The sequence below is a fragment of the Sulfuricystis thermophila genome (assembly GCF_004323595.1).
In the GTDB taxonomy this organism is placed as follows: domain Bacteria; phylum Pseudomonadota; class Gammaproteobacteria; order Burkholderiales; family Rhodocyclaceae; genus Sulfuricystis; species Sulfuricystis thermophila.
In genome coordinates this window covers 1,021,416-1,046,099 of the sequence record NZ_AP019373.1, presented here as the reverse complement: position 1 = coordinate 1,046,099, position 24,684 = coordinate 1,021,416, and the positions used below count along the sequence as shown (strand labels likewise).

The following is a 24,684-nucleotide window of genomic DNA, read 5'->3' as shown; positions in this document are numbered from 1 at the left end:
CTCGCTTATTTGTGCAGGTCGGTGTAGGGCAGCAACGCCAGGAAGCGAGCCCGCTTGATGGCAGTTGACAGCTGACGCTGATACCGGCTCTTGGTACCGGTAATACGCGCCGGCATCACCTTGCCGGTCTCGGTGATGAAATCCTTCAGCAGATCGACGTCCTTGTAATCGACATAAGGAATCTTCTCGGCGGAGAAACGGCAGAACTTGCGCCGCTTGAACAGATTGCGGCTCTTGCTGCGATCATCCTTCTTTTTGCTGCTGGGTTTGAAAGCCATTTTCGCTATCCCTTCTCAAAATTTTTCAATGAATTCGACTTGGGTCACATGGAGAACCGGGGTCTTCCGCTTCAGGCTGCGGGAAGCCAGGAATCCGCTTGCCTTGAGCGCGCTACCGGGGGCCGCTTCCTTGATCAACAAGGCCGTCGTGCCCAGGGCCACACAGGCGATTTCGCAGGCGACACGGCGAAGGTTTCCGGCTTCGAGCTGCTCCGAGTCGTGGGCGATCAAGAATTCGATGACCGGAATGCCAGCCGGGGTGTGGCGCAGTGGGCCACATTCCTGCAGAGCGCCTGCCAACTCTGTGTGATTCGCCCGCACGGCCGCGCCGCTTGCGAATTCACTCGGCTGCCGCGGCCTCCTCGGCGGGCTTCTCGTCCTCCTGCCCGGATGCGGTCAGCGATCGCGCCTTTTCCTCCTTCATCATCGGCGAAGGCGCGGTCTCGGCATGGTCCATCTTGACCGTCAGATGCCGCAACACGGCATCATTGAACTTGAAGGCGTTTTCCAGTTCCGCCAGGGTGTCGATGCCGCACTCGATGTTCATCAGAACGTAATGAGCCTTGTGCATCTTCTGGATCGGATATGCCAGCTGGCGGCGTCCCCAATCTTCGAGCCGGTGGATCGCACCGCCCGCACCGGTGACGAGCGCTTTGTAACGTTCGATCATGGCCGGCACCTGATCGGACTGGTCCGGGTGCACGATGAAAACGATTTCGTAATGTCGCATGAACTCTCCTTTTGGATCGGGTTGAGCCCCCTCGCATGCGCTACGAGTGGAGCAAGGATTGAAAGGGCGCGTATTCTATCCGGAGGCCGCTGAAAATACAAGGCGATTTCCTCTGGCGCAGCACGCGTAATCTGATTTTGCCGCAACCTTCGATCGCGCCGATAATGCGCGTCATGAATGGCCAATCCAATTCCGCAGGACTCGATCTCGAGGGCTGGGTCGCCTATTTCAGCGCCGCGCCGATTCCCGTCCTGCGCCATACCGAGCAACAGCTCGCGGCCTTACGCGAGCACGCCCATAAAGCGAATGCCCGCACGATCTCCGCGGTGATCCTGCAGGATCCGATGATGACGCTGCGCGTGCTCGCCTACATCGAAGCCAAGCGCAGCAAGAATCGCCTGACCGACATCACCACCATCGAGCGCTCGCTGATGATGCTCGGCATGGAACCCTTCTTCAATGACTTCGAGAATCTGCCGACGGTCGAAGAGCATCTCAAGGGACATCCGCGCGCCCTGCTCGGCCTGCTGAAAGTCATCGCCCGCGCGCGCAAGGCTGCCCATTGGGCGCGCGACTGGGCGATCCATCGTCATGACCTCGATGTCGACGAGATCACCGTCGCGACACTGCTGTATGACTTTGCAGAAATCCTCATGTGGTGCTTCGCTCCGGGGTTGGCTTTGCAGGTCGCCGATCGCCAGAAAGCCGACCGCACCTTGCGTTCCGTGGCGGTGCAAACGGAGGTGTATGGCGTGCCGCTCTGGCAGATCAAGCAGGCTCTGGCGCAGCGCTGGCATCTACCGCAACTGCTGATCACCTTGATGGACCCACAAAATGCCGAGCACCCGCGGGTCCGCAACGTCAAGCTGGCGGTCGATCTGGCGCGCCATTCGGCAAACGGCTGGGACGATGCGGCACTCCCCGACGACTACAAGGCCATCGAAGAGCTGCTGCATATCAGTCACGAGACCCTGATGCACAAGCTTGGTCTCGACTTACCCAAGCCTGCCGACGATGAGGACAAGCCGGCGACGAACGACTAAAATGCGCCGCCTCGCCCTCGTAGCTCAGTGGATAGAGCGACCGCCTCCTAAGCGGTAGGTCTCAGGTTCGATTCCTGACTTGGGCGCCAATATCTTCTGCGCGCCTGCAGTCATTTGACCCGGGTCAGATGGACGCTACGCTTCGTGGCGTGCTCTACCGCTCGTTCGACTGCAGGTTCAGTGGCTTCGGGTGCCGTCTCGCCAGCGCCGACTTTTCCCTCAGTTGCGGATGCCTCCTCCGCCGTCACCTCGAAGGCCATGCCTTGGCCATTTTCGCGTGCATAGATCGCCGCAACCGCGGCCACCGGCACACTGACCTGAAAGGGCGCACCGCCAAAGCGTGTCTGAAAGCTGATCTCGTCGTTGCCCATCATCAGTTGATGGGTTGCCTCCGGACTGATGTTGAGCACGATCTGCCCGTCGCGGACATATTCACGCGGGACGCGGGTATGCGCATCCACCTGGACCACGAGGTAGGGGGTGTGGCCGTTATCGACGCACCACTCATAAATGGCACGGATCAGGTATGGCTTGGTCGAAGACATTTGCAAAAGAAAGAGGCGCTACCGAAACAGCTGCTTTTTAGCGCCGCATCACCTTTTCCGATGGCGTCAGGGCATCGATGAAGCCTTGGCGAGCAAATATCCTCTCAGCGTATTTGAGCACCGGCGCGGCCGACTTCGGCAGTTCGATACCGTAATGCTCCAAACGCCAAAGCAATGGGGCGATCGCCACGTCGAGCATCGAGAAGTCATCGCCCAGGAGGTACTTCTGCTTGGCGAACAAGGGAACCAGTTCGACGAGCCGGTCACGGATGTGCGCCCGCGCCTTGTCGGCCGATTTCAAGTTGCGTTCGAGTGCATCGATGTGTTGGCCGAACAGTTCCTGCTCCATCGTGTGGAGCAGCTGGCGCGCCTTGGCGCGCGTCTGCGGATCCGGCGGCATCAGCTGCGGATGCGGAAAGCGTTCATCGATGTATTCGTTGATGATGTTCGCCTCATAGAGGACCAGGTCACGATCCACCAGCACCGGCACACGGTTGTAAGGATTGATGACGGCAATGTCTTCCGGTTTGTTGAACAGATCGACGTCGATGACCTGAAAGTCCATCTGTTTCTCGTAGAGAACGATACGACAGCGATGGCTATACGGGCAGGTGGTGCCCGAATACAGATTCATCATGGCGCTCGTACCCCACGAATAATCGGAATCACGTACCACTCGACGCACGGGTGGATTCATGTCTCGGTGTCCCATGGCAGGATTATCGTTCTGTTAATGGACGTCTTTCCAGTACTCACGTTTCAGGGCATAGGCCAAGACGAACAGGATAGCCAGCGCGATCAGCACGACGACGCCCAACTCCTTGCGATAGTTCTGCATGGGTTCCCCCATATAGTTCAGGAAACCAACCAAATCGGCAACCATCGCGTCGTATTCTTCCGGCTTCATCAAGCCAGGTTTGGCGAGCGTCAGCTTATGATCGGGACCGAGAACCTGCTCGCCCTGCAACTCCCACAACACATGCGGCATTGCAACATTGGAAAAGAGCACATTGTTCCAACCGCTCGGCCGGCTGTCGTCACGATAGAAGCTGCGCAGATAAGTGTAAAGCCAGTCGGCGCCGGAACCGAACTCGGAAGCGCGCGCCCGGGCGATCACCGTCAGATCGGGAGGCGCGGCGCCGAACCATTGCTTGGCTTCGGCACGGCGCATCGCGATCGTCATCAGCTCACCAACCTTTTCTTGCGTAAACAGGAGGTTGTCTTTGATCTGCTGCTCGGTGAGGCCGATGTCGCGCAAGCGGTTGTAGCGCATGTAGGATGCCGAATGGCAGTTCAGGCAGTAATTGACGAACACCTTGGCCCCATTTTGCAGCGCGGGCAGATCACGACTGCGATCCGGCGCCTTGTCGAGGTGAAGCGCCTCCCCGCTGGCAAAGGCCAGCAACGGCGCACACAACAGAGCGATCAATAGTTTTTTCATTATTTCGTCACCCTTTCCGGTTCCGGCTTGCACTTGTCCAGCGACGTGTAGATCGGCATCAGCAGGAAGAAAGCAAAATAGAGAATCGTGCAGATTTGTGCGACCAGGGTGCGACCCGGGGTCGGTGCCAGCATGCCCAGATAGCCGAGGATCACGAAGCTGATCACGAAGATCGTCAGCGCGCCCTTGTAGAGAGGCCCACGATAGCGGATCGACTTCACCGGGCTGCGATCCAGCCAGGGCAGGAAGGCGAAGATCAACACCCCCAGCCCCATGAAAATGACCCCCCAGAGCTTCGCATCGATCCAGAAAAAATTCACCGTATTGGCCCGCAAGATCGAATAGAACGGACCGAAATACCAGACCGGCGCGATATGGGGCGGCGTCACCAGCGGATCGGCGGGGAAGAAGTTGTTCGCCTCGAGGAAATAGCCACCGCCTTCGGGCATGAAGAACACCACTACCGAGAACACCATCAGGAAAGCGACCACACCGACGATGTCCTTCACGGTGTAATACGGATGGAACGGGATGCCGTCGAGCGGCTTGCCGGTTTCGTCCTTTTTCTTTTTGATCTCGATGCCGTCCGGATTGTTCGAGCCCACCTCGTGCAACGCAATCAGGTGCACCGCGACCAGCGCGGGCAGGATCAGCACCGGCAACAGATAGTGGAGCGAGAACAGGCGGTTCAGCGTCGCATCGCCGACGACGTAATCACCACGGATCCACACGCCGAGATCTGGGCCGATCAGCGGGATGGCGGTGAACAGATTCAGGATCACCTGTGCTCCCCAGTAGGACATCTGACCCCACGGCAGCAGGTAACCCATGAAGGCGGTCGCCATCAGCACGAGGAAGATCACCACGCCGACGATCCACACCAGCTCACGCGGATTGCGGTAAGAACCATAAAGCATGCCACGGAACATGTGCAGATAGACGACGATGAAGAATGCCGACGCACCGGTGGAATGCATGTAGCGGATCAGCCAGCCCCAGGGAACGTCGCGCATGATGTATTCGACACTGGCGAACGCCACAGGGACCCCGGAAGCATTGAGCGAGGCATCCGGCTTGTAATGCATGACCAGGAACACGCCGGTGAGGATTTGCAGCACCAGCACCAGCAGCGCCAGAGAACCGAAGAAATACCAGAAGTTGAAATTCTTCGGGGCGTAATACCTGGCCAGATGGTCGTTCCACAACGACATCAGCGGAAAACGGGCATCGAGCCATTCCAGCAGGTTGCCGGTGGTCGTGCCATCGGATTTGTACTTTTCGACGTTGGCGCCAGCCATGGCTTAAGCCCCCTTCTTTTCTTCGCCAATCAAGATCTTGGCGTCAGACAGGTAATAGTGCGGCGGAATCTCCAGGTTGTCCGGTGCCGGTTTGTTCTTGTAAACACGACCAGCGAGATCGAATGTCGAACCATGACAGGGACACAGGAAGCCCCCCGGCCAATCGGCATCGATCCCCGACTCGGCGCCGGTCTTGAACTTCTCGGACGGCGAACAGCCCAGATGAGTGCAGATGCCGATGGCGACCAGATATTCCGGCTTGATCGAACGATATTCGTTCTTCGCATAGTCCGGCTGCTGGCGACGCTCGGATTTCGGATCGGCCAATTTGTCGTCGTGCTTCGACAGGTTGTCGAGCATTTCCTTGGTGCGATGGATAATCCATACTGGTTTGCCGCGCCACTCGACGGTCATCATTTCACCTGGCTGCAGCTTGCTGATATCGACCTCGACCGGCGCGCCAGCAGATTTGGCACGCTCGGACGGCGCCAGCGAACCGACGAATGGCACCACTGCAGCCACACCCGCCACGCCGCCGGCAACCGACGTGGCGACCAGCAGGCGACGCCTGCCACAATCCACTTTATCGTCACAACTCATGGTGGCTTCCTATCATGTTCAGGCAAACACAAAAACCCAATAATTGTACTCAAGCCCGGAGGCAATTCCTAGCCCCTCGTTTGGCTTGGGGTAGATTCAATAATCGCGGCGATCCAAGAGGGCCTGCGCCACACTGGCGGCGTCTGCATACTCGATCTCGCTGCCCAGCGGCAGGCCGCGGGCGAGACGACTGACCTTGATTCCCCGCGCGTGGAGCATCTCGGCGAGGTAGTGCGCCGTCACCTCACCCTCATGGGTGAGATTGGTGGCGAGGATCACCTCCTTCACCACGCCGTCGCTGGCCCGCGCCAGCAGACGGTCGAAAGCGAGTTCCCGCGGACCGACGCCGTCGAGCGGCGAAAGCCGACCCATCAGCACGTAATACAGCCCCCGGTAGGCCTGACTTTGTTCGACGACATTGACGTCGGCGGGCATCTCGACGACGCACAGCTGCGTGGGATCGCGCTGCGGCGAGAGGCAGCGCTCGCAAATCTCGGCTTCGGTGAAATTGTTGCAGCGAGCACAGGGGTGCAGGGTTTGCAAGGCTCGCGTCAGGGCAGCAGCGAGGCGCTCGGCACCGCGCCGCTCATGTTGCAGCAGGTGATAAGCCATGCGCTGGGCAGATTTCGGCCCCACGCCGGGCAGGCAGCGCAGCGCCGCGACCAGTTCATCCAGCGCAGACGGCATGGCCATCAATGGAGATGGCGCGGCATGGCTTCCTCTTCCGGCTCGGGCAATTCGGCATGCACCGGCTCGCCCTCGGGATTCGGATACAGCGGTGCGCCACAATCGTCGCAGTATTCGAGCGGAAAGCGATGGTCGAGCACCAGCACCTCGCGAACCCCCGCCTCGCGCAGCACGGCCTCGATCTGTCCTGGCAGATCGGCAGCCTCGTCCTCGTGTTCGAGCAGGGGCCAGACCACGCCGTGAATCACCTCGGTCGCCTCGCCCAGGGTGAAACCCACCCGGTATTCTTCGAGCTGGCGGTCGTAATACGGCGCCACGACCGCGCGCAGGTTGGCCGCCGGAACGTTTAGTGTCGTCTGCAGGAAAGCGACCGCCGAGCGCAACGAATAGGGACGGGAAGCGCGGTCGGCTTCGCGGATCGCGGCATGGAAGGATTGCGGCAGCAGCGCATCGAACGCGCAGGCCGGCAGCAGGCTCCGCAGCACCTCGCCACCCTGGTTGCGCCATTGTTTGAGCGCTTCGTTACGACTGCCATCTTCCTCCTGCCAGCGAAACAGTGGCGCACCCGCGGCTGCACAGACGACGCCGATCAGATAGCGGGTGTCGGAGAGGAAATTCATCGTTTCGGGCATCTGCGCCGGATCGAGCCGGGTGTCGCGGCCATGCAGCGCGGCCTTGGCGAGCTTTTCCCTCAGCGCGGCCGTCTCGCAATAGCTTTGCGGCAACTGATCGGGACTGAACATGAAATCCGCCAGCCCGAAACGCACCTCGGCGGCAAAGACATGGGCCTGCAGCTGGACACGCAGCGTCGCCAGCAGCTCGGCGTTGATCGTCCCCGCAGGAATCGCATAGCGCGACCAGGCCAGCACCGGCGCGGCGAAAAGCAACACGTCCTGACCCGCACCACTGCCGGCCAGCGGATGGTGATGCGATTCGGCACAACTTTCCACCAGGTCGGCCAATTCATCGTATGCGCGCCCGCCGCTGCCATACAGGTGATCGAGGGCGGCATTCAGGGCCGCCTCATCTTGCCCGCGCAACAGGCGATCGATGACGCCCTGCAGACGGTGCTCCCAGTAGGCATCCTCCAGCCGGCTGCCCGACAGGCTCAATTGCGTGGCGTAGTGGATCAGCGCCTCGGTATCAGGGGTTTGCTTGGTGCGGCGGGCAAAGCGGGAGCGTTTCATGGCGAGCGGAGAATGTTTCGCAGCGAAGGCTGCACTGGTCAGTAAATTTTATCAGTTCGAAAACCGTGCCCGGGCTGATGAAAAGTCGGCGCTGACGGCACGGCATGCTGTGTCTGCTTGCAAGTCCTCAGCCTGGGCTCAAGCCGCGCAGCAGATCGCCTTCGATGTCATCGACGGCCTCGAGGCCGACGGCGACGCGCACCAGTCCCTCGGTGATTCCGGCTGCGGCGCGCGCCTCGGGGGCGAGCCGGCCATGCGTGGTGGTCGCCGGATGGGTGATCGTGGTTTTCACATCACCGAGATTGGCGGTGATCGACAGCAGCCGGCAATGATCGATGACGCGCCAGGCCGCCTCTCTGCCGCCCTTGACCTCGAAGGAAACGATCGCCCCGCCCGCCGACTGCTGACGCATGGCCAGCGCGTGCTGCGGATGAGAGGGCAAACCGGGATAGAACACGCGCTCGATCGCGGGGTGCGCTTCCAGGCGCCGCGCCAGTTCCAAAGCGTTCGCAGACTGCGCCTCGACGCGGAGTTTCAAGGTCTCGAGCCCCTTCAGGATCACCCAGGCATTGAACGGCGAAAGGGTCGGGCCGGCGGTGCGCATGAATTTGAAGATCTCCTCGATCAGCGCCTTCGGCCCACAGATCGCCCCGCCGAGCACCCTGCCCTGACCGTCGAGATGCTTGGTTGCGGAATGGATCACCAGATCGGCGCCGAATTCGATCGGCCGCTGCAGGGCCGGAGTACAGAAGCAGTTGTCGACCACCAGCAGCGCGCCCGCCTCGTGCGCCAAGGTCGCCAGCGCCGCGATGTCATGCACCTCGGTGAGGGGATTGGAAGGTGTCTCGATGAATACGATTCTGGTATTCGGCTGGCACGCCTTCCTGAAATCCTCCGGATCGCAACCGGACACGAAACTCGTCGTGACACCGAATTTCGATAGGATGTTGCCGAACAAGGTCTGCGTGGCGCCGAAGATGCCACGCGCCGCGACGATGTGATCACCATTCTGCAGCAACGCCATGGCGGTGGCGAGGATCGCCGCCATGCCGCTTGCCGTCGCGATGCAGGCCTCGGCGCCTTCCAGCGCGGCGAGGCGCTCCTGGAACAGCGTGACGGTCGGATTGGTAAAACGCGAATAGATGAACCCTTCCCGCTCGCCGGAAAACAGCGCCGCCGCTTCGGCGGCGCTGGAGAACACGAAGCTGGAAGTGAGATACAGCGCTTCGGAATGCTCGCCGAACTGGCTGCGTTCCTGGCCGGTGCGGATCGCCAGGGTCTCGAAACGGTAAGAGGCGGCGTCGCTCATTCGCTTGGTGGAGAAACGAGGTTGAGATCGAGCTGACTGCCACCCCCCTCGTCGCGCGCCGGGTGGCCGCGCGCCGCCTCGATGCTGTCGAGGTATTCGCTGCTGACATCGCCGGTGATGTAATGGCCGTCGAAGCAGGAGCAGTCGAACTGGGTGAGCGCCGGATTCAACGAACGCACGGCTTCGCGCAGCGCGTCGAGATCCTGGTAGATCAGCGCATCGGCGCCGATTTCCTGGCGGATTTCCTCGTCGTTGCGGTAAGCGGCGATCAATTCGGCGCGCGACGGCATGTCGATGCCATAGACGTTGGCGAATCGCACCGGTGGGCTGGCCGAGGCGAAATAGACCTTCTTTGCGCCCGCCTCGCGCGCCATCATGATGATCTCCCGGCTGGTGGTGCCGCGCACGATCGAATCATCGACCAGCAACACGTTCTTGCCGCGGAATTCCGAAGCGATGGCATTGAGCTTCTGGCGCACCGATTTCTTGCGCGTCGCCTGACCCGGCATGATGAAAGTACGGCCGATATAGCGATTCTTGACGAAGCCCTCGCGGTAAGGGACGCCCAGCCGTGTCGCCAGCTCGAGCGCCGCCGGCCGGCTCGAATCGGGAATCGGGATCACCGTGTCGATCGCCAGATGCGGCATCGTGTGGCGAATCTTGTCGGCCAGCGAGACGCCCATATTGACACGCGCTGCATAGACCGACACGCCGTCGATCAGCGAATCCGGCCGCGCCAGATAGACGTATTCGAACATGCAGGGCGCATGAATGGTCTTTTCCGCGCACTGCCGACTGAGGAACTGCCCGCGCGTGTCGATCAACACCGCTTCGCCCGGCTCGACATCGCGCAGGAATTTGAAGCCGAGCGTATCGAGGGCGACGCTTTCGGAGGCTACCAAGTATTCTGTGCCGGCAGGGGTTTCGTTTTTGCCGATCACCAGCGGACGGATGCCATAGGGATCGCGGAAGGCCAGCAGACCGTAGCCGGCGATCATCGCCACCACTGCGTAGGCGCCACGCACGCGTTTGTGCGTGCCGGCCACTGCCTTGAAAATGGTTTCGGCATCGACCTGGTATTTCGTCGTCGCCGCCTGCATTTCGTGCGCGAGGACGTTGAGCAGCACCTCGGAATCCGAGTTGGTATTGATGTGGCGCAGATCCTGCAGGAACATGTCGCGCTTCAACTGCTCGGCATTGGTCAAGTTGCCGTTGTGGGCGAGCATCAGGCCGAACGGCGAATTGACGTAGAACGGCTGCGATTCGGCGGCGTTGTAGGCCGAGCCCGCGGTCGGATAGCGGCAGTGGGCGATACCCCAGTTGCCGGTCAGATCGCGCATGTTGCGCGTGCGGAACACGTCACGCACCAGCCCCGGTCCCTTGTGCATATGGAACCGCCCGCCCTCTGCCGTGGCGATGCCGGCTGCATCCTGGCCGCGGTGCTGCAGCACCTGCAAGCCGTCATAGAGCAACTGATTGACTGGCGTGGTCGCGACTACGCCGAGAATGCCGCACATCGTTTCACCCTATCGGTAATGGATTCGTTTCGCCAGCTCCGTCGGCAGCCAGGGCTTGGCCGCCAGCGCCCCCGTCTCCAGCGGTGGCGCGAACATCGCCTGTCGCCACCAGGACTGCTGCGGCAAAGGCGTCAGGCCCGCCAACAGCACCAGTATCAGCATGATCGCAACACCACGCAAGGCGCCGAATACGGCCCCCAACATCCGATCCAAGGGCTGCAAACCGGTAGCCTTGAGCAAGAGGCCGATCAACCAGCGCAACAACGCGAACGCGATCAGCACGGCGATGAAGACGGTAACGAAACCTGCCAGGGGTCTCCAGAGCGGATCCGATAGTTCCGCGAGCAGATGATCCCCTACCGGCTGCGCCCAGAGCCGCGCCGCAAAGAAGGCCACCACCCAGGCCAACAACGCGAGAATCTCGCTGATCAGGCCCCGAGTGATGCCCAACAGCAGGGAGACGGCGACGACTGTCAGCACGCAATAATCGAACGCTGTCATCGACGGAATTCGATCTCACGATTTTTTGGCCACCGGGCCATCGACACCGATCGTCTTGATGCGTGCCCTCGCCTTCTCGGCAGCCTCCTGGCTGGGAAAGGGCCCCGCCCGCACACGGGTGCGTGCGCCGTTCGGGGTATCGACCTTCTCGGTATAGGCCGGCAACCCCAGTTCCTTGAGCTTTGCCAGCAGATTCTTGACTCGCCCCGTCTCGGCATAGGCGCCCAGCTGAACTTCCCACGACTCCCCGCTGGCTGAGAATTTTCCTTCGGCCTTGGACTCTGTTTTGGCGGGCGGCTTCGGTTCGGCGGCAGCAGGGGCTGTCACTGGTTTGTTCTCGGCTTTGGCTTCCGGCTTGTTGCCGTTTTCGGGTTTCGCTTCCGCCTTGTCTTCCGATCCCGCAGTGGGTTTCACTTCCGATTTCGGCTCTGGCTTGGCGATGGGCTTGGCTTCCGTCCTGGCGATGGGTTTTTCCGTGCCGGCCGCTTTCCGGTCGGCGCCCTCGTCCGGGCTCGGGATGCGCACCTGGAGATCCTTGATCGGCGGCGCCGGCTGATGATCCATCACCATCGGCAACACGATGGCCGCGAACAGCGCCACCGCCACGGCGCCGACCAGGCGCCGACGGGCACGCTTCTTGAGCAGCGTGATCTCGTCCGGCTGCACCTGTGGACCTGACTCTCTGTTCTCTTGCGCCATCTCAGCCACCGCTGCGATTCAGGGAACGCATCACCCCCGCCACCGTCAGGAATGATCCGAAGATCAAAATTCTATCATCGGCTTCTGCGTTCTCCTGTGCATGGCGCAACGCTGTCTCGGGAGAAACGAAGTTCGGTGCCGTGCCATCAGCGCCGACTTTTTCGATGATTCCGGCCAACTGCGCCGCAGACGCCGCGCGCGGCGCCGGCAGGTCGCAGGGCAGCCAGCGATCGACCCGGTGACGCATCGCCTCGACTACGCCGGCAATATCCTTGTCGGCCATCATGCCGAAGACGGCCCAGGTCGTACGGGCATATCCCATGTTGCCGAGGTTGCGTGCAAGCTCCGCTGCCGCCTGGGGATTATGGGCGACATCGAGGACGATCTGCGGCCTTCCCGGCAGCACTTGGCAGCGTCCTGCCAGCTCGACCTCCGCCAGGCCGCGGCGGATGTCTTGGGCGGTAACCGGCAAGCGCTCATGCAGCGCATCGAGCGCGGCGATCGCGCAAGCTGCGTTGCTCAACTGGCATTCGCCGCGCAAGGCAGGATGGGCCAGACCACCAAGCCGCCGCCCCGTGAGGTTCCAGAATTGCCACTGGTTTTCTTGACGCAGATAACCGAAATCGCGACCGAGGCAGCGAAACTCGGCGCTGGCGGTACGGCACGCCTCGATGAACCCAGTCGGCGGATCCGCATCGCCACAGATCAGCGGTCGACCAGGACGGCCAATGCCGGCTTTCTCGCGACCGATGTGATCGCGGGTCGGGCCGAGATAGTCGGTGTGATCGAGCTCGATGCTGGTGACGACCGCGCAGTCGGCATCGTAGATGTTCGTCGCGTCGAGCCGCCCCCCCAGGCCCACTTCGAGGATGATGGCATCAGGGCGGGCGGCCGCGAACATCTCCCAGGCGGCCAGCGTGCCGAATTCGAAATAGGTGAGCGGCACCCCGCGCCGCGCCGCCTCGACGCGCGTAAATGCCGCGCAGAAGGCTGCATCGTCTGCCGGCACGCCGTCGATGCGCACACGCTCGTTATAGGAAAGCAGATGCGGCGAAGTATAGACGCCGACTCGGTAGCCGGCACAAAGCAGGATGCGCTCGAGCAGCGCACAGGTCGAACCCTTGCCGTTGGTGCCGCCGACGGTGATCACCGGGCAGAACGGACGCTGGTCGAGCGCCTGGGAAACGCGTCGTACCCGATCGAGACCGAGCTCGATGCCCGCCTGCCCTTTCGGATGCAGGCTTTCCAGGATGGCGAGCCAGTCGGCCAGACCGCGCGGCGACATCAGGCCGCTGGGATCCCCTGCAGCAGCGTGAGCACCGCAGCGAGCCGATCGCGCATTTCGCGTCGATCGACGATCATGTCGATGGCGCCTTTTTCCAGCAGGAACTCGGCACGTTGGAAGCCCTCCGGCAGCTTCTCGCGTACCGTCTGTTCGATCACGCGCGGACCGGCGAAGCCGATCAGCGCCCCCGGCTCGGCCATCACCACGTCGCCGACGAAGGCGAAAGAGGCCGATACCCCGCCCATGGTCGGGTCGGTGAGGATGGTGATGAACGGCAGCTTCTCGCGCGCCAGACGCGTCACCGCCGCGGTGGTCTTGCTCATCTGCATCAGCGAGAACAGCCCTTCCTGCATGCGCGCGCCGCCGGACGCGGTGATGCAGACGAATGGCAGTTGCTGCTCGATGGCGACATTCACGCCGCGCACGAAGCGCTCGCCGACCACCGAGCCCATCGAGCCGCCCATGAAATCGAATTCGAAACAGGCCACCACGAGTGGCAGATGCTTCACTGCGCCCTGCATCACGACCAGCGCGTCGGTCTCGCCACTCTCTTCGTGGGCCGCAGCCAGCCGCTCCGGATAACGTTTGCTGTCCTTGAACTTAAGCACGTCGAGTGGCACGACCTCGCTGCCGATCTCATGACGCCCTTCCGGATCGAGCAGCACATCGAGGCGCGTGCGCGCCTTGAGGCGATGATGATGGCCGCATTTCGGGCAGACGTTGAGATTCTGTTCCAGGTCGGTCGCATAGAGCACCGCCTCGCAGGCCGCGCACTTGCGCCACAATCCTTCGGGAATCGAACGACGTGCCCCTTCGGCGCGCTTGATCCTCGGTGGCAGCAGTTTTTGCAACCAGCTCATCCCTGCGTCTCCCCTGACGGTGCATCCATCGCGGCGCGCACCTCGTGCAAAAAAGCCGTCACCCGTGCCGGCGCCGCGTCCGCCGGCCCTTGTTCGATCACCTCGATGATCCGGCTGCCGATCACCACCGCATCGGCGACACCTGCGATACGTGCTGCCGATGCGGCATCGCGGATGCCGAAACCGACGCCCACGGGCATGCCCACCTTCTCGCGGATCAATGGAATGCGTCGGGCAACCTCGTCGAGATCGATCGCCGCCGATCCCGTCACGCCCTTCAGCGAAACGTAATAAATGTAGCCGCTGCCCAGCTCGGCGACCTCGGTGATCCGTTTCGCGTCGGAAGTCGGCGCCAGAAGGAAGATCGGATCGATGCCCTGCCCTTGCAACAGATCGGCGAAACCCGCACACTCCTCGGGCGGATAATCGACCGTCAGCACGCCATCGACACCGGCCGCCGCCGCATCGCGGGCAAACGCCTCATGGCCATAGGCTTCGATCGGATTGGCATAGCCCATCAGCACGATCGGCGTCTTCGCGTCCAGTTTGCGAAACTCATGCACCATGCCGAGCACGACATGCAGGCTGACGCCAAACGACAAGGCGCGTTCGGAAGCGCGCTGGATCGTCGGCCCGTCGGCCATCGGGTCGGAAAACGGCACACCGAGCTCGATGATGTCGGCACCGCCGCTGACCAGCGCGTGCATCAGCGGCAGTGTCAGGCCGGGTTCGGGATCGCCCGCGGTGATGAAGGGAATCAGCGCCTTGCGACCTTCGGCCGCGAGCCGGGCGAATGTGGCAGCAATGCGCGACATCAGGCCGCCACCTGCTCGGTATCGACTGAATGACGGATACCCAACAAACCGTCGATCGACAGATCCTCGTCGATCAACGGCCAGTGGATGCCGTAACCCGACGGGCTAACCTCGAACACTGCCAAACTTTCGGCACTGGCAGTCTTGAGCCGCGGTGACAGCTCGCGTATGGCAAAACGCATTTGGCGGCCATCGATGTTCAGCATGAGGACATCATCGACGATGCGTGCGTCCCGGACTTCGTGCCATTTAGCCATTTTCCCTCTCCTGCTGGAAAGTTTGCCAACGTTCGGCAATGTAATCGAAATGATCGAAGATCAACTTACGAATCTCGCGCAGATCGCGCGGACCAAGGCCGCGGACGAATGCAGGTCTGATCTCGTATTCGTCGGGCAATAGCCAGAATTTGCATTCCATCTCTCCCTTGCGCGCATGTACATGCATTGGCTCGCAGCCTTCATTGGCATAAAAGAACAACCGCCAACCAAGCATCTGCAAAATGGTTGGCATTCAGAACCTTATCCCGGCGCGCTCGGCAACGGTGTGCAGATCCTTGTCGCCACGGCCGGATAGATTGACGAGCAGGATGCGGTCCTTCGGCAAGCCGCGCGCGGTTCGCGCCGCGTAGGCGAGCGCATGGCTCGATTCCAGCGCCGGAATGATGCCCTCGTAGCGACACAGGTCGTGAAACGCGGCCAGTGCTTCCTCGTCCGTGACGGTCACATACTCCGCCCGGCCGCTGTCCTTGAGCCAGGCGTGCTCGGGGCCGACGCCCGGATAGTCCAGGCCGGCGGAAATCGAATGCGTCTCGATGATCTGGCCATTGTCGTCCTGCAACAGATAGGTGCGGTTGCCGTGCAGCACCCCCGGGCGGCCAGCGGTCAATGATGCGGCATGGCGGCCGGTCTCGATCCCCAGGCCGGCGGCTTCGACGCCGACCAGCTTGACTTTTTCATTGGGAATGAAGTCGTAGAAGATGCCCATCGCATTGGAACCGCCGCCGACGCAGGCGATCACCTGGTCGGGCTGCCGTCCCACCATAGCCGACATTTGTGTGATGCACTCCTTGCCGATCACCGACTGGAAATCGCGCACCATCATCGGGTAAGGATGCGGCCCGGCCACCGTGCCGATGATGTAGAAGGTATTCTCGACATTCGTCACCCAGTCGCGCATCGCCTCGTTGAGCGCATCCTTGAGCGTCTTCGAGCCGGACTCGACCGGCACCACCGTCGCACCGAGCACTTTCATCCGATAGACGTTGGCCGACTGGCGCTTGACGTCTTCCGAGCCCATGTAAACCACGCATTCCATGCCATAGCGTGCGGCGACGGTGGCCGTCGCGACGCCGTGCATGCCTGCGCCGGTCTCGGCGATGACGCGCCGCTTGCCCATGCGGCGCGCCAGCAGCGCCTGGCCGATGCCGTTGTTGATCTTGTGCGCGCCGGTGTGGTTGAGATCTTCGCGCTTCAGATAGATCTGCGCGCCGCCGAGCGCCTGAGACCAGCGCCGCGCATGGTAGATCGGGCTTGGGCGGCCGACATAATGCGTCAGTTCCTGCTCGAATTCGGCGCGGAAGGCGGGGTCGTTGCGCGCATCCTCGTAGGCCGCCGCCAGCTCGGTGAGTGCAGGAATCAGCGTCTCGGCGACGAAGATACCGCCGTATCTGCCGAAATGGCCCCGTTCATCGGGCAAACTGTAATTGTCGTGCGTCATCTGCCATTCTCACTGCCGCCATGAAGGCGGCGATTTTTGCGGCATCCTTGATGCCCTTGGCCTGCTCGACCCCGCTGCTGACATCCACCGCCCAAGGCCGAATCCTGACCAGCGCATCGCCGACATTGCCTGCGTGGAGCCCGCCCGACAGAATGACCGGCAGCGGCAGGTTTTCAGGGATCAGCGACCAGTCGAAGGTTTGCCCCGTTCCGCCATAGGCTGTGCTCCAGGCATCGAGCAGCAATCCCTGGGCGGTCGGGAAAGCGCGGGCGAATTCTAACAGATCGATCCCCGGCTTCACCCGCGCCGCTTTCAGATACGGCCGGCCAAACTGTTCGCAGTAGCGGGCATCCTCGTCGCCATGGAACTGCAACAGATCGAGCTGCACCTGGGCGAGCGTTTCGCGAACGCTGGCCGGTTCGGCATTCACGAACAGGCCGACCCGAGCGACGAATGGCGGCACTCGCCGCGAGAGCCTGGCAGCCGTTTCGACCAGCAGATGGCGTGGACTGGGAGGGTAAAAGACGAAACCGACGGCATCGGCACCTGCCGCCACTGCGGCGGCGAGATCCTCACTGCGCGTGATACCGCAGATCTTGACGCGCGTGCGCTGCATGGGCTCATCCAAGGGACAAACAAGGAAGCGCCATGATACGGCCCCGCTGCGGCAATGCCCAAGCCTCGTCGTATTCGACCCCCGTCAGATACAGCCCATCGGGCGCGTAAGTCGGCGCACCCAGACGCCTATCGCGCGCTTCGAGCAGGCGCATGAAATCGTCTGGGCTCATCCTCCCCATCCCGACATAGACCAGCGCCCCCACCAGATTGCGCACCATGTGATGCACAAACGCGTTCGCACGGCAGTCGAACAGGACCAGATCACCCTGCCGTACGATGTCGAAACGATACAGGGTCTTGACTGGCGATTTCGCCTGACAGCCCGCGGCGCGGAAAGACGAGAAATCATGTTCTCCGATCAGGCAGGCAGCGGCAACTCGCATCGCCGACAGATCCAAGGGCCGATGGCACCAGCCGACGCGGCCGGCCAGCAGTCCCGGCCGCTCGCCACGGTTGAGCAGCAGATAGCGATAGCTGCGCGACCGTGCGGCGAAGCGTGCATGAAAATCCTCTCTGACCGGCACGGCCCAGCGCACCGCGACCTCTCGCGGCAAATGTGCATTCGCGCCGCGTACCCAGGCCGTCAGCGGTCGAGTAACATCGACATCGAAATGTACCACCTGGGCCGTCGCATGCACCCCGGCATCGGTGCGCCCGGCGCAGATGACCCGTACCGGCTGGCCGGCGACTGCCGCGAGCGCGGCTTCGAGCGCATCCTGAACCGTGTTGCCCCCCGCTTGCGACTGCCAGCCCAAAAATCGGGAGCCGTCGTATTCCAAACCGAGCGCGATTCTCATGCGAAGCGCATCAGGAGCGAAAGGCAGCCGGCTACGAACAGCATCAGGGCGAGATCAATGGCGCAAAAGCGCGGCATCGTCAATGTCAGGCTAGCGGGAAGCTCGCTTTCGCCGATGACTATCGGCATCAGCCATTCCCGCCACGGCCTGGCGCGTTGCCGCTCCACCGTATCGAGTACCAGCATCAGCCTGACGACCGTCTTCTCGCGCCATACGAAGGGTGACAGAAGCCAATAGAGCCCGACGAGCAGTCCTGTCGTTCCCAGTTGCCGATGCAGCAGGGCGAGACTTGCCAAGAGCGCCAGCAGGCGGCAGATCTGTTCCGCCCCTTGCCTGAGCCCTTCATGGGTGAGGCCAAGCGTTCCGGCCATTCCAGGCAGGTATTCGCCGGGAGTGAAGAAAAGGTAGAGTATCAGCAGCGAGAGCAGCAGCCAGCGAGTGCGGCGCAGCAGCGCGCGGGTACGGTTGGAGGCCAGCACGATGGCCAGCGCAATACAACTTGACGCCACGACAGCCAGCCAGAGAAGGCTCAACCACTGCAATCCCAGCGCGAAAACCAGCCAGGCCAACAACAGAGAGGCGGGATGGAATATGACGCGTCGTCTCGGCATATCCGCAGACAGGCAATGTCGGAACCCTCTCTGAGCTTGTGAAAAAATTTCAGCTTGCGCTCAACTGTTCCAACTTGGCCTTGGCTTGCGCTTGCTGGGAGGGCGAACCTTCGTTGAGGACCTCATTCAGCAGCTCGCGTGCGCCCTCCAAATCGCCCATTTCCTCATAAGCCTGTGCCAGCTCCAGCTTGGTGGCCGCCTCGGCATTGTCGGGCTCGGCTGCCTGGGGTGCGGCTGGAACAGCAACCGATTCCGACTCTGCCGTCATCGACGGCCCAGGGGCGAAACCCATGGGCAGCTTGTCGGTCGGCGCTTCTTCGAGCTCGAGATCGAAATTCAGCTTCAGATCACCGATGCCGGGCAACGGCGAGGGTTTCGGGGGCGTTTCCGCAAGCGGGACCGAAACGGCAGACATCTCCGGGGAAGAAGGCTCGGCCGGGGGACCAGACTCGGTATCGGTCGCCGGATTCAGATCGAAATCGAAATCGATGTCGACTGGTTGTTCGGCAGCGACAGGGGCGGATTTCTCCGCGGTTTCGGCGACTTCCTCGACCGGCGAGCCGATGTCCAGTTCGAAGTCGAGAATCGGAGGATTTTCCTTCGCGGCAGCCTCGGCTTCTTCCACCGCGCCCACCACAGCCGCCTCGGCTTCAGGCGAGCCGAGGTCGAAGTCGAAATCGAGCGCCACTCCGGTCTCTTCGGCGGGCGCCGCGGCCAGTCGAGCTTGACTCGGTTCGCTCCCTGCCTGCTCAACCTCAGCGGGCGAGCCCAGATCGAGATCGAACTCCAGCGACGGCATTTCTTCCACAGCGACCGTTTCCGATGCCTGCGGGGGCAAAGCTTCCTCTTCGGAGATTCCTATCGCTGCAGGCTCGGGCTGGATCGGCTCGGGCTGGACCGATTCGGCGGTCGGCATGGGTTCGACCCTGTCGATAGCCGCAGCAGGCTTCGCTGCCTCGGCCGCGGCTGTACCCACGGCAAAAATGCCGCCAAACAAACCCAGCGAATGCGCCATGGTGACGACCTTTTCCCAATCCGGGCCATGGCCTTTGTCGAGTTCGTGGAGTTTCGCGGCGACCGCCTCGAATTGAGCGAGATTCTCCTGCTTGGCATATAGCTCGAGCAGTTTCAGGTGAATTGCTGACCGATTGGGGTCCTTGGCAAGCCCGGCTTGCAGCACCTCCTCGGCCTGACGGTCGCGCCCATAGGCCATCAGTACCTCGGCCTCGGCCACCGGATCGACGATCTCCTCGCTCGTCAGCAGGCCACCTTCACTGAATTCGCCCTGGATCGAGATTTCGCCGCCTTCAAAGCTGCCGGCGGAAACACTGGGCGGCGGCGCAGCCTCGACTGGAGCAGCTGCAGTTGTCGCCGCGACAACCAATGGCTCCTGCTTTTCGCCCGCCCCCCTTTTGCGGCGCCAGGAGGCATAACCCAGATAGCCGAGCAGCAAGGCGATCAAACCACCGCCGCCATAAACGATCGCGGGGTTTTCTTCGGCGAAGCTGAGTTCGGCTTCGGGCGGCGGAGGAGCCGGCTGCTTCGCGACAGGCGGCGGAGCAGCGGGTTTGGCCAGCTGGCTTGCCGTGTCGGCCGGGGCAGCAGGCACCGTAGTCGCAGGTGCAGTATCAGCCGGTTTCGCAGAGAGCGATTCCGCGGGTGCGGCTGGTTTGGCTTCCTCGACCTTCGACGCGGACGCTTCACTCTTCGCTGGCTCGGCGGGTTTTGCCTCGGGAATCGGTTGGGTGGCCGTACTCTGCTGCTGGAGTGCGGCCCCTGTCTCGCTCTTGATCTCGACCAGCTTCTTGAGGTTCTCGATGTTTTTTTCGAGCAAGGCGATGCGTTCAGACGCTTCACGCAACGCCTTGTCGCGGGCGATCAGATCCTCTTCGAGGCTTCTGCCGCCGGCAGCCTGTTTCGCCGGTTCGGTGCGTGAGACTTCCAGCTTGTCCTTGACGGGTGGCGTGGGTGTCTTGTCCTCGACCTGGGGCTTGATCGTGCCGCTCATCTGCTGAGGCGGAACGGCCGCAGCCACCGGCGCCGCCGCCACCGCTCCCGCGAGCCGACGCCGATAGGCGGCGAATTCGGTGGTCTGTTCGATCACCAGCTTGCGCGCCGTGGCTGGATCGACCCTGGCGATCTCATCGGTTGCCGGGACGCGCAGAATCTTCCCGGCACGCAAGCGGTTCATGTTTCCACCGGCAAATGCATCGGGATTGGTGTCGAACAACGCCACCAGCATTTGATCCAGGGTGACGGATTCGGGCCGGATTTCCCTAGCGATCTTGCTGAGCGTATCCCCTGCTTTGACATGGTATTCGTCGCTGGCAGGCAGAGCAGATTTCGCTACCGGCCGTGCCGGTGCCACAGGTTTTTCCACTGCAGGGGGCGGCAGGGGCTTGGTCGCTGGTGCCGCGGGGGCCACCACCGAAGCGGGTTTGGCCACCTGGAGCATTTCCGGTGGGTCGAGCAGGAAGGTGTATTCCCTTATCACCCGACCGGAACCCCAGCTCAGCTCGACGAGGAAATGCAAGAAGGGCTCGGTGACCGGGCGCTTCGTCGTCAGCTTGAGGACGGGCTGGCCCGTCGCCGACTTGCCGATCCCGATCTGCAGGTCCGCCAGCACCGGCATGTATTCGATACCGGCCTCCTTGAAGGCATCAGGAGAGGCAAGCCGGGCAGACATCGATCCAAGCTCGGCGGGTGTTGCATTCAAAACGACTTCGGCATTCAACTGCTGGCCGATTCCGGAATAGACACTCAACGGCCCGAGTCCGGCGCCCTGTGCACCAAAGGCACCGGCAAGGAGCATGGCCATCAATGACGCTTTGAGGACCGACGATCTGGGTGATTTATTCACGATTGACCCCGCCCGGGATAGGTAGCATGGTATTCAAAATAACATCATGCACTTAATGGCGCAAGCTCGACTTGTACTTTATATGCCGAATACGATTTTATGCGAGCAAAATTCGCAACATCCTGCGCAGGGGTTCGGCGGCGCCCCACAGCAGCTGGTCGCCGCAAGTGAAAGCGCCGAGGTACTCCGGCCCCATCGCCAGTTTGTGCAGGCGGCCCACCGGCACGGTCAATGTGCCGGTCACCGCCGCCGGAGTCAGTTCGCGCTCGGTCATCTCGCGCTCGTTGGCTACCACCTTCACCCAATCGTTGCCTTTGGCGATGATGTCCGCGAGTTCGTCGAGCGGCACATCCTTTTTGAGTTTGATGGTCAGCCCCTGCGAATGGCAGCGCATCGCGCCGACACGTACGCAGATGCCATCGATCGGAATGCTGCCGGGACTGCGGAAGGGCGGCTTGCCAAGAATCTTGTTGCACTCGGCTCCGCCCTTCCATTCTTCCTTGGATTGGCCGTTGTCCACCGGCACGTCGATCCAGGGGATCACACTGCCAGCGAGCGGCACGCCGCGGAAGTTCTTGGTCGGAAACGAAGGTGCACGCATCGTCTCGGCGACCTTGCGGTCGATGTCGAGAATCGCCGACGCCGGATCGGCGAGCTCCTCCTTCACCGCCTCATGGAGCATACCCATCTGCGCCAAAAGCTCGCGCATGTTCTGCGCGCCGGCCCCGGAAGCCGCCTGATAGGTCATCGCCGAGACCCATTCGACGAGATCGTGATGGAACAGGCCCCCCAGCCCCATCAGCATCAGTGAGACCGTGCAGTTGCCGCCGATGTAATTCTTGACGCCTTTCGCCAGACCCGCCTTAATGACGTCTAGATTGACCGGATCGAGAATGATGATCGCATCATCGGCCATGCGCAGGGTGGAAGCAGCGTCGATCCAGTAGCCTTTCCAGCCCGCGGCACGCAGGGGCGCGAACACTTCCTTGGTGTAATCGCCCCCCTGACAGCTGATGATCACGTCCATCTGCTGCAGTGCCGTGATGTCCTTGGCATCCTTGAGCGGCGTACCGCCGGCCTCGGCCGGCCCCTGGCCACCGACATTGGACGTCGTGAAAAACACCGGCTCGATCAGGGCGAAATCACCCTCCTCGCGCATGCGGCTCATCAGCACCGAGCCAACCATGCCGCGCCAACCCACCAACCCCACCTTCTTCATGATCTGTGTCCTCTCGTCGATCAAAGCGCGGCGAGTACCGCGTCGCCCATTTCCTTTGTGCCGACCTTCCGGGTGCCCGGCTCGAAGATATCGGCAGTGCGCAGCCCCTGGGCCAGCACCCGCTTCACCGCATTCTCGATCCGGCAGGCCGCTTCTTCGTTACTGAACGTATAGCGCAACATCATCGCTGCCGAGAGGATCGTCGCCAGCGGGTTGGCCACCCCCTTGCCGGCAATGTCCGGCGCCGAACCGTGGGAGGGTTCGTAGAGCCCCTTGTTTTTTTCGTCGAGCGACGCCGAGGGCAGCATGCCGATCGAACCCGTCAGCATCGAGGCCTCGTCCGAGAGAATGTCGCCGAACATGTTGCCGGTGACCATCACGTCGAATTGTTTGGGGTTCTTCACCAGCTGCATCGCGGCATTGTCGACGAGCATGTGCGACAACTCGACGTCCGGATAGTCGCGCGCCGTCTCGGTGACCACGTCGCGCCAGAGCTGGGTGCATTCGAGCACGTTCATCTTGTCGATCGAACACACTTTCTTGTTGCGTTTGCGTGCGGCCTCGAAGGCAACCCGCGCAATGCGGCGGATTTCGCTTTCCGAATAGATCATCGTGTTGAAGCCGACCCGCTCACCATTGCGCACTTCGATGCCGCGCGGCTGGCCGAAATAGATGTCACCCGTCAGTTCACGCACGATCAGGATATCGAGCCCGGACACGATTTCCGGCTTGAGGGTCGATGCGTTGGCCAGTTCGGGATAAAGCACGGCCGGCCGCAAATTGGCGAATAGACCCAGATCCTTGCGGATGCCGAGCAAACCGCGTTCAGGACGCTGTTCGCGCGGATTGCTGTCCCATTTTGGCCCGCCGACGGCGCCGAGCAGCACGGCATCGGCCTCGCGCGCGAGCTTCCGTGTCGCCTCGGGATAAGGGTCACCTGTCGCATCGACGGCACAACCGCCCAAGAGCGCCTCTTCCATTTCGAATTTCAGGTCGAGCGCCTTGAGCACGCGCACCGTCTCGGCGGTGATTTCAGGCCCGATGCCATCACCGGGCAATACGAGGATTTTCATGAGGCTTCCTTGAATTACTTGACGGCTCTTTGAATCGCTTCGCCACCCTTCTCGATATCCTTGCCGATACCCTGGACGGTGTTGCAACCGACGAGGAATACGGCGATGGCGAACAAACCAAGCAATTTCTTCATGTTCGTCTCCCAAAAAAAGAAATTATCGCATGACGGCACTATGGAAGCGTCGAGACTGCTCCCCTACGGTGAGGTCAATTCATGCCCGGATGGTAATGGCTCAAAGCCTCTGGCAACCAGCGCTCGATCTGCCTGATGCGCGTTTCGTCTGCCGGATGGGTCGAAAGCCATTCCGGAGGCTTCGACTTTCCTTTCGCCTGCGCCGCCATGCGCTGCCACAACGCGAGCGCGGCACGCGGATCGTAGCCCGCCTTGGCCATGTAGATCAGCCCCATGCGGTCGGCCTCGGATTCGTGCAAGCGTGAATAGGGGAGCAGGAAACCGACCGCCGCACCTGCGCCGAGCAAACCAGCATAGAGATCGCGGCGCGACGAATCGCTGGTGGCCATCACCGTGGCGGCGGTCAGTCCAGCGACCACCATTTCCTGGCTGAGTCGCTCCCCGCCGTGGCGTGCAATCGCATGGGCGACTTCGTGCGCGATCACCGCCGCGAGACCAGCATCGTCCTGCGCCACCGGCAGCAGGCCGGTATAAACGGCGACCTTGCCGCCGGGCAGACAGAAGGCGTTGACGGTCTTGTCGTTCTCGATCACCTTGAATTCCCACTGGTAATCCGTGCGCCCGGTCGCGGCGGCGATGCGGCGGCCGATGCGCTGCACGCGTTCGTTGACGAGCGGATCGGTGTTGAGCTTTTCCTTTTCGAGGATCTCCCTGAAGCTCGTCAGCCCCATGCGGAGCTCCTGCTGTTCCGAAACCATCAGCAATTGCGAGCGGCCGGTGACCGGTACGGTGCTGCACCCAGCAAGCAGGAGTGAAAAAACCCCTGCCATCAGAAAGCGTTTCTTCGTGCCCATCATGCCC

At 61.9% G+C, this 24,684-nt stretch carries 29 protein-coding genes and 1 tRNA gene; 2 read left to right on the top strand and 28 right to left on the bottom strand.

Annotation, left to right across the window (positions count from 1 at the left end):
• Nucleotides 1-5: 5 nt before the first annotated feature.
• The 3 genes from rpsR to rpsF are packed head-to-tail and all read right to left on the bottom strand — an operon-like array spanning nucleotide 6 to nucleotide 1,008.
• Complete coding sequence (gene rpsR / locus M52SOB_RS05340; protein WP_126444732.1) at nucleotides 6-278, bottom strand: 30S ribosomal protein S18; 273 nt, start codon at nucleotides 276-278, stop codon at nucleotides 6-8.
• Between the two features lie 15 nt (nucleotides 279-293).
• Nucleotides 294-599 carry a primosomal replication protein N gene (priB, locus tag M52SOB_RS05335; protein ID WP_284155217.1) on the bottom strand — a complete coding sequence of 102 codons (306 nt, stop codon included), beginning with the start codon at nucleotides 597-599 and terminating at the stop codon, nucleotides 294-296.
• A 19-nt stretch (nucleotides 600-618) separates the two neighbouring features.
• On the bottom strand, nucleotides 619-1,008 hold the full coding sequence (gene rpsF, locus M52SOB_RS05330) for a 30S ribosomal protein S6 (RefSeq protein WP_131110914.1): 390 nt from the start codon (nucleotides 1,006-1,008) through the stop codon (nucleotides 619-621).
• 173 nt (nucleotides 1,009-1,181) lie between these two features.
• Here rpsF and M52SOB_RS05325 point away from each other — a divergent pair, with 173 nt between their 5' ends.
• Both M52SOB_RS05325 and M52SOB_RS05320 read left to right on the top strand, forming a co-directional pair.
• On the top strand, nucleotides 1,182-2,051 hold the full coding sequence (locus tag M52SOB_RS05325) for an HDOD domain-containing protein (protein WP_131110913.1): 870 nt from the start codon (nucleotides 1,182-1,184) through the stop codon (nucleotides 2,049-2,051).
• 13 nt (nucleotides 2,052-2,064) lie between these two features.
• Nucleotides 2,065-2,140 (top strand) — tRNA-Arg (locus tag M52SOB_RS05320).
• Nucleotides 2,141-2,161: 21 nt separating this feature from the next.
• On the opposite strand, the gene M52SOB_RS05315 is transcribed toward M52SOB_RS05320, so the two are convergent.
• The 25 genes from M52SOB_RS05315 to M52SOB_RS05195 form a co-directional block, all read right to left on the bottom strand.
• Nucleotides 2,162-2,596 (bottom strand): ClpXP protease specificity-enhancing factor, encoded by a 435-nt coding sequence (locus M52SOB_RS05315; RefSeq protein WP_284155216.1) that lies wholly within the window; start codon nucleotides 2,594-2,596, stop codon nucleotides 2,162-2,164.
• Nucleotides 2,597-2,633: 37 nt separating this feature from the next.
• On the bottom strand, nucleotides 2,634-3,233 hold the full coding sequence (locus M52SOB_RS05310) for a glutathione S-transferase N-terminal domain-containing protein (RefSeq protein ID WP_131110911.1): 600 nt from the start codon (nucleotides 3,231-3,233) through the stop codon (nucleotides 2,634-2,636).
• 93 nt (nucleotides 3,234-3,326) lie between these two features.
• Nucleotides 3,327-4,037 (bottom strand): cytochrome c1, encoded by a 711-nt coding sequence (locus M52SOB_RS05305; RefSeq protein ID WP_131112443.1) that lies wholly within the window; start codon nucleotides 4,035-4,037, stop codon nucleotides 3,327-3,329.
• Complete coding sequence (locus M52SOB_RS05300) at nucleotides 4,037-5,335, bottom strand: cytochrome b (RefSeq protein WP_131110910.1); 1,299 nt, start codon at nucleotides 5,333-5,335, stop codon at nucleotides 4,037-4,039. Before M52SOB_RS05300 ends, M52SOB_RS05305 begins: the two co-directional genes overlap by 1 nt.
• A gap of 3 nt (nucleotides 5,336-5,338) precedes the next feature.
• The gene (gene petA / locus M52SOB_RS05295) at nucleotides 5,339-5,935 is read right to left on the bottom strand and encodes a ubiquinol-cytochrome c reductase iron-sulfur subunit (protein WP_131110909.1); all 597 of its coding nucleotides are present in this window, start codon (nucleotides 5,933-5,935) and stop codon (nucleotides 5,339-5,341) included.
• Nucleotides 5,936-6,031: 96 nt separating this feature from the next.
• Nucleotides 6,032-6,628, bottom strand: a complete 597-nt coding sequence (recR, locus tag M52SOB_RS05290) for a recombination mediator RecR (protein WP_131110908.1) — start codon at nucleotides 6,626-6,628, stop codon at nucleotides 6,032-6,034.
• Entirely contained in the window at nucleotides 6,628-7,809 is a 1,182-nt protein-coding gene (locus tag M52SOB_RS05285) for a DUF2863 family protein (RefSeq protein ID WP_131110907.1), read from the bottom strand. Before M52SOB_RS05285 ends, recR begins: the two co-directional genes overlap by 1 nt.
• A gap of 127 nt (nucleotides 7,810-7,936) precedes the next feature.
• On the bottom strand, nucleotides 7,937-9,118 hold the full coding sequence (locus M52SOB_RS05280) for an O-succinylhomoserine sulfhydrylase (RefSeq protein WP_131110906.1): 1,182 nt from the start codon (nucleotides 9,116-9,118) through the stop codon (nucleotides 7,937-7,939).
• Complete coding sequence (gene purF / locus M52SOB_RS05275; RefSeq protein ID WP_131110905.1) at nucleotides 9,115-10,635, bottom strand: amidophosphoribosyltransferase; 1,521 nt, start codon at nucleotides 10,633-10,635, stop codon at nucleotides 9,115-9,117. Before purF ends, M52SOB_RS05280 begins: the two co-directional genes overlap by 4 nt.
• A gap of 9 nt (nucleotides 10,636-10,644) precedes the next feature.
• Nucleotides 10,645-11,136, bottom strand: coding sequence for a CvpA family protein (locus tag M52SOB_RS05270; protein ID WP_131110904.1), 492 nt, complete (start codon nucleotides 11,134-11,136; stop codon nucleotides 10,645-10,647).
• Between the two features lie 15 nt (nucleotides 11,137-11,151).
• Nucleotides 11,152-11,835 (bottom strand): SPOR domain-containing protein, encoded by a 684-nt coding sequence (locus M52SOB_RS05265; protein WP_131110903.1) that lies wholly within the window; start codon nucleotides 11,833-11,835, stop codon nucleotides 11,152-11,154.
• A gap of 1 nt (nucleotide 11,836) precedes the next feature.
• Nucleotides 11,837-13,120 carry a bifunctional tetrahydrofolate synthase/dihydrofolate synthase gene (gene folC / locus M52SOB_RS05260; RefSeq protein ID WP_131110902.1) on the bottom strand — a complete coding sequence of 428 codons (1,284 nt, stop codon included), beginning with the start codon at nucleotides 13,118-13,120 and terminating at the stop codon, nucleotides 11,837-11,839.
• A complete protein-coding gene (gene accD, locus M52SOB_RS05255; RefSeq protein ID WP_131110901.1) occupies nucleotides 13,120-13,980 on the bottom strand; it encodes an acetyl-CoA carboxylase, carboxyltransferase subunit beta in 861 nt (286 codons plus the stop codon). The genes folC and accD overlap by 1 nt, the downstream gene beginning before the upstream one ends.
• Complete coding sequence (gene trpA, locus M52SOB_RS05250) at nucleotides 13,977-14,795, bottom strand: tryptophan synthase subunit alpha (RefSeq protein WP_131110900.1); 819 nt, start codon at nucleotides 14,793-14,795, stop codon at nucleotides 13,977-13,979. The genes accD and trpA overlap by 4 nt, the downstream gene beginning before the upstream one ends.
• The gene (locus M52SOB_RS05245; protein ID WP_131110899.1) at nucleotides 14,795-15,052 is read right to left on the bottom strand and encodes a DUF2442 domain-containing protein; all 258 of its coding nucleotides are present in this window, start codon (nucleotides 15,050-15,052) and stop codon (nucleotides 14,795-14,797) included. Before M52SOB_RS05245 ends, trpA begins: the two co-directional genes overlap by 1 nt.
• A complete protein-coding gene (locus M52SOB_RS05240) occupies nucleotides 15,045-15,305 on the bottom strand; it encodes a DUF4160 domain-containing protein (RefSeq protein ID WP_131110898.1) in 261 nt (86 codons plus the stop codon). Before M52SOB_RS05240 ends, M52SOB_RS05245 begins: the two co-directional genes overlap by 8 nt.
• Nucleotides 15,306-16,511: a tryptophan synthase subunit beta gene (trpB, locus tag M52SOB_RS05235; RefSeq protein WP_131110897.1), complete on the bottom strand. Its 1,206-nt coding sequence runs from the start codon at nucleotides 16,509-16,511 to the stop codon at nucleotides 15,306-15,308.
• Complete coding sequence (locus tag M52SOB_RS05230) at nucleotides 16,480-17,127, bottom strand: phosphoribosylanthranilate isomerase (RefSeq protein ID WP_131110896.1); 648 nt, start codon at nucleotides 17,125-17,127, stop codon at nucleotides 16,480-16,482. The genes trpB and M52SOB_RS05230 overlap by 32 nt, the downstream gene beginning before the upstream one ends.
• A 4-nt stretch (nucleotides 17,128-17,131) precedes the next feature.
• Nucleotides 17,132-17,926, bottom strand: coding sequence for a tRNA pseudouridine(38-40) synthase TruA (truA, locus tag M52SOB_RS05225; RefSeq protein ID WP_131110895.1), 795 nt, complete (start codon nucleotides 17,924-17,926; stop codon nucleotides 17,132-17,134).
• Nucleotides 17,923-18,498: a hypothetical protein gene (locus M52SOB_RS05220; RefSeq protein ID WP_131110894.1), complete on the bottom strand. Its 576-nt coding sequence runs from the start codon at nucleotides 18,496-18,498 to the stop codon at nucleotides 17,923-17,925. The genes truA and M52SOB_RS05220 overlap by 4 nt, the downstream gene beginning before the upstream one ends.
• Nucleotides 18,499-18,586: 88 nt before the next feature.
• Nucleotides 18,587-21,355, bottom strand: coding sequence for a motility hub landmark protein FimV (locus M52SOB_RS05215; protein WP_131110893.1), 2,769 nt, complete (start codon nucleotides 21,353-21,355; stop codon nucleotides 18,587-18,589).
• A 139-nt stretch (nucleotides 21,356-21,494) separates the two neighbouring features.
• Nucleotides 21,495-22,616 (bottom strand): aspartate-semialdehyde dehydrogenase, encoded by a 1,122-nt coding sequence (gene asd, locus M52SOB_RS05210; protein ID WP_131110892.1) that lies wholly within the window; start codon nucleotides 22,614-22,616, stop codon nucleotides 21,495-21,497.
• Nucleotides 22,617-22,636: 20 nt separating this feature from the next.
• Entirely contained in the window at nucleotides 22,637-23,689 is a 1,053-nt protein-coding gene (gene leuB / locus M52SOB_RS05205) for a 3-isopropylmalate dehydrogenase (protein ID WP_131110891.1), read from the bottom strand.
• Nucleotides 23,690-23,703: 14 nt separating this feature from the next.
• Nucleotides 23,704-23,823 carry an entericidin A/B family lipoprotein gene (locus tag M52SOB_RS05200; RefSeq protein ID WP_131110890.1) on the bottom strand — a complete coding sequence of 40 codons (120 nt, stop codon included), beginning with the start codon at nucleotides 23,821-23,823 and terminating at the stop codon, nucleotides 23,704-23,706.
• Nucleotides 23,824-23,897: 74 nt separating this feature from the next.
• On the bottom strand, nucleotides 23,898-24,680 hold the full coding sequence (locus M52SOB_RS05195; protein ID WP_284155215.1) for a M48 family metallopeptidase: 783 nt from the start codon (nucleotides 24,678-24,680) through the stop codon (nucleotides 23,898-23,900).
• Between the last annotated feature and the right edge of the window lie 4 nt (nucleotides 24,681-24,684).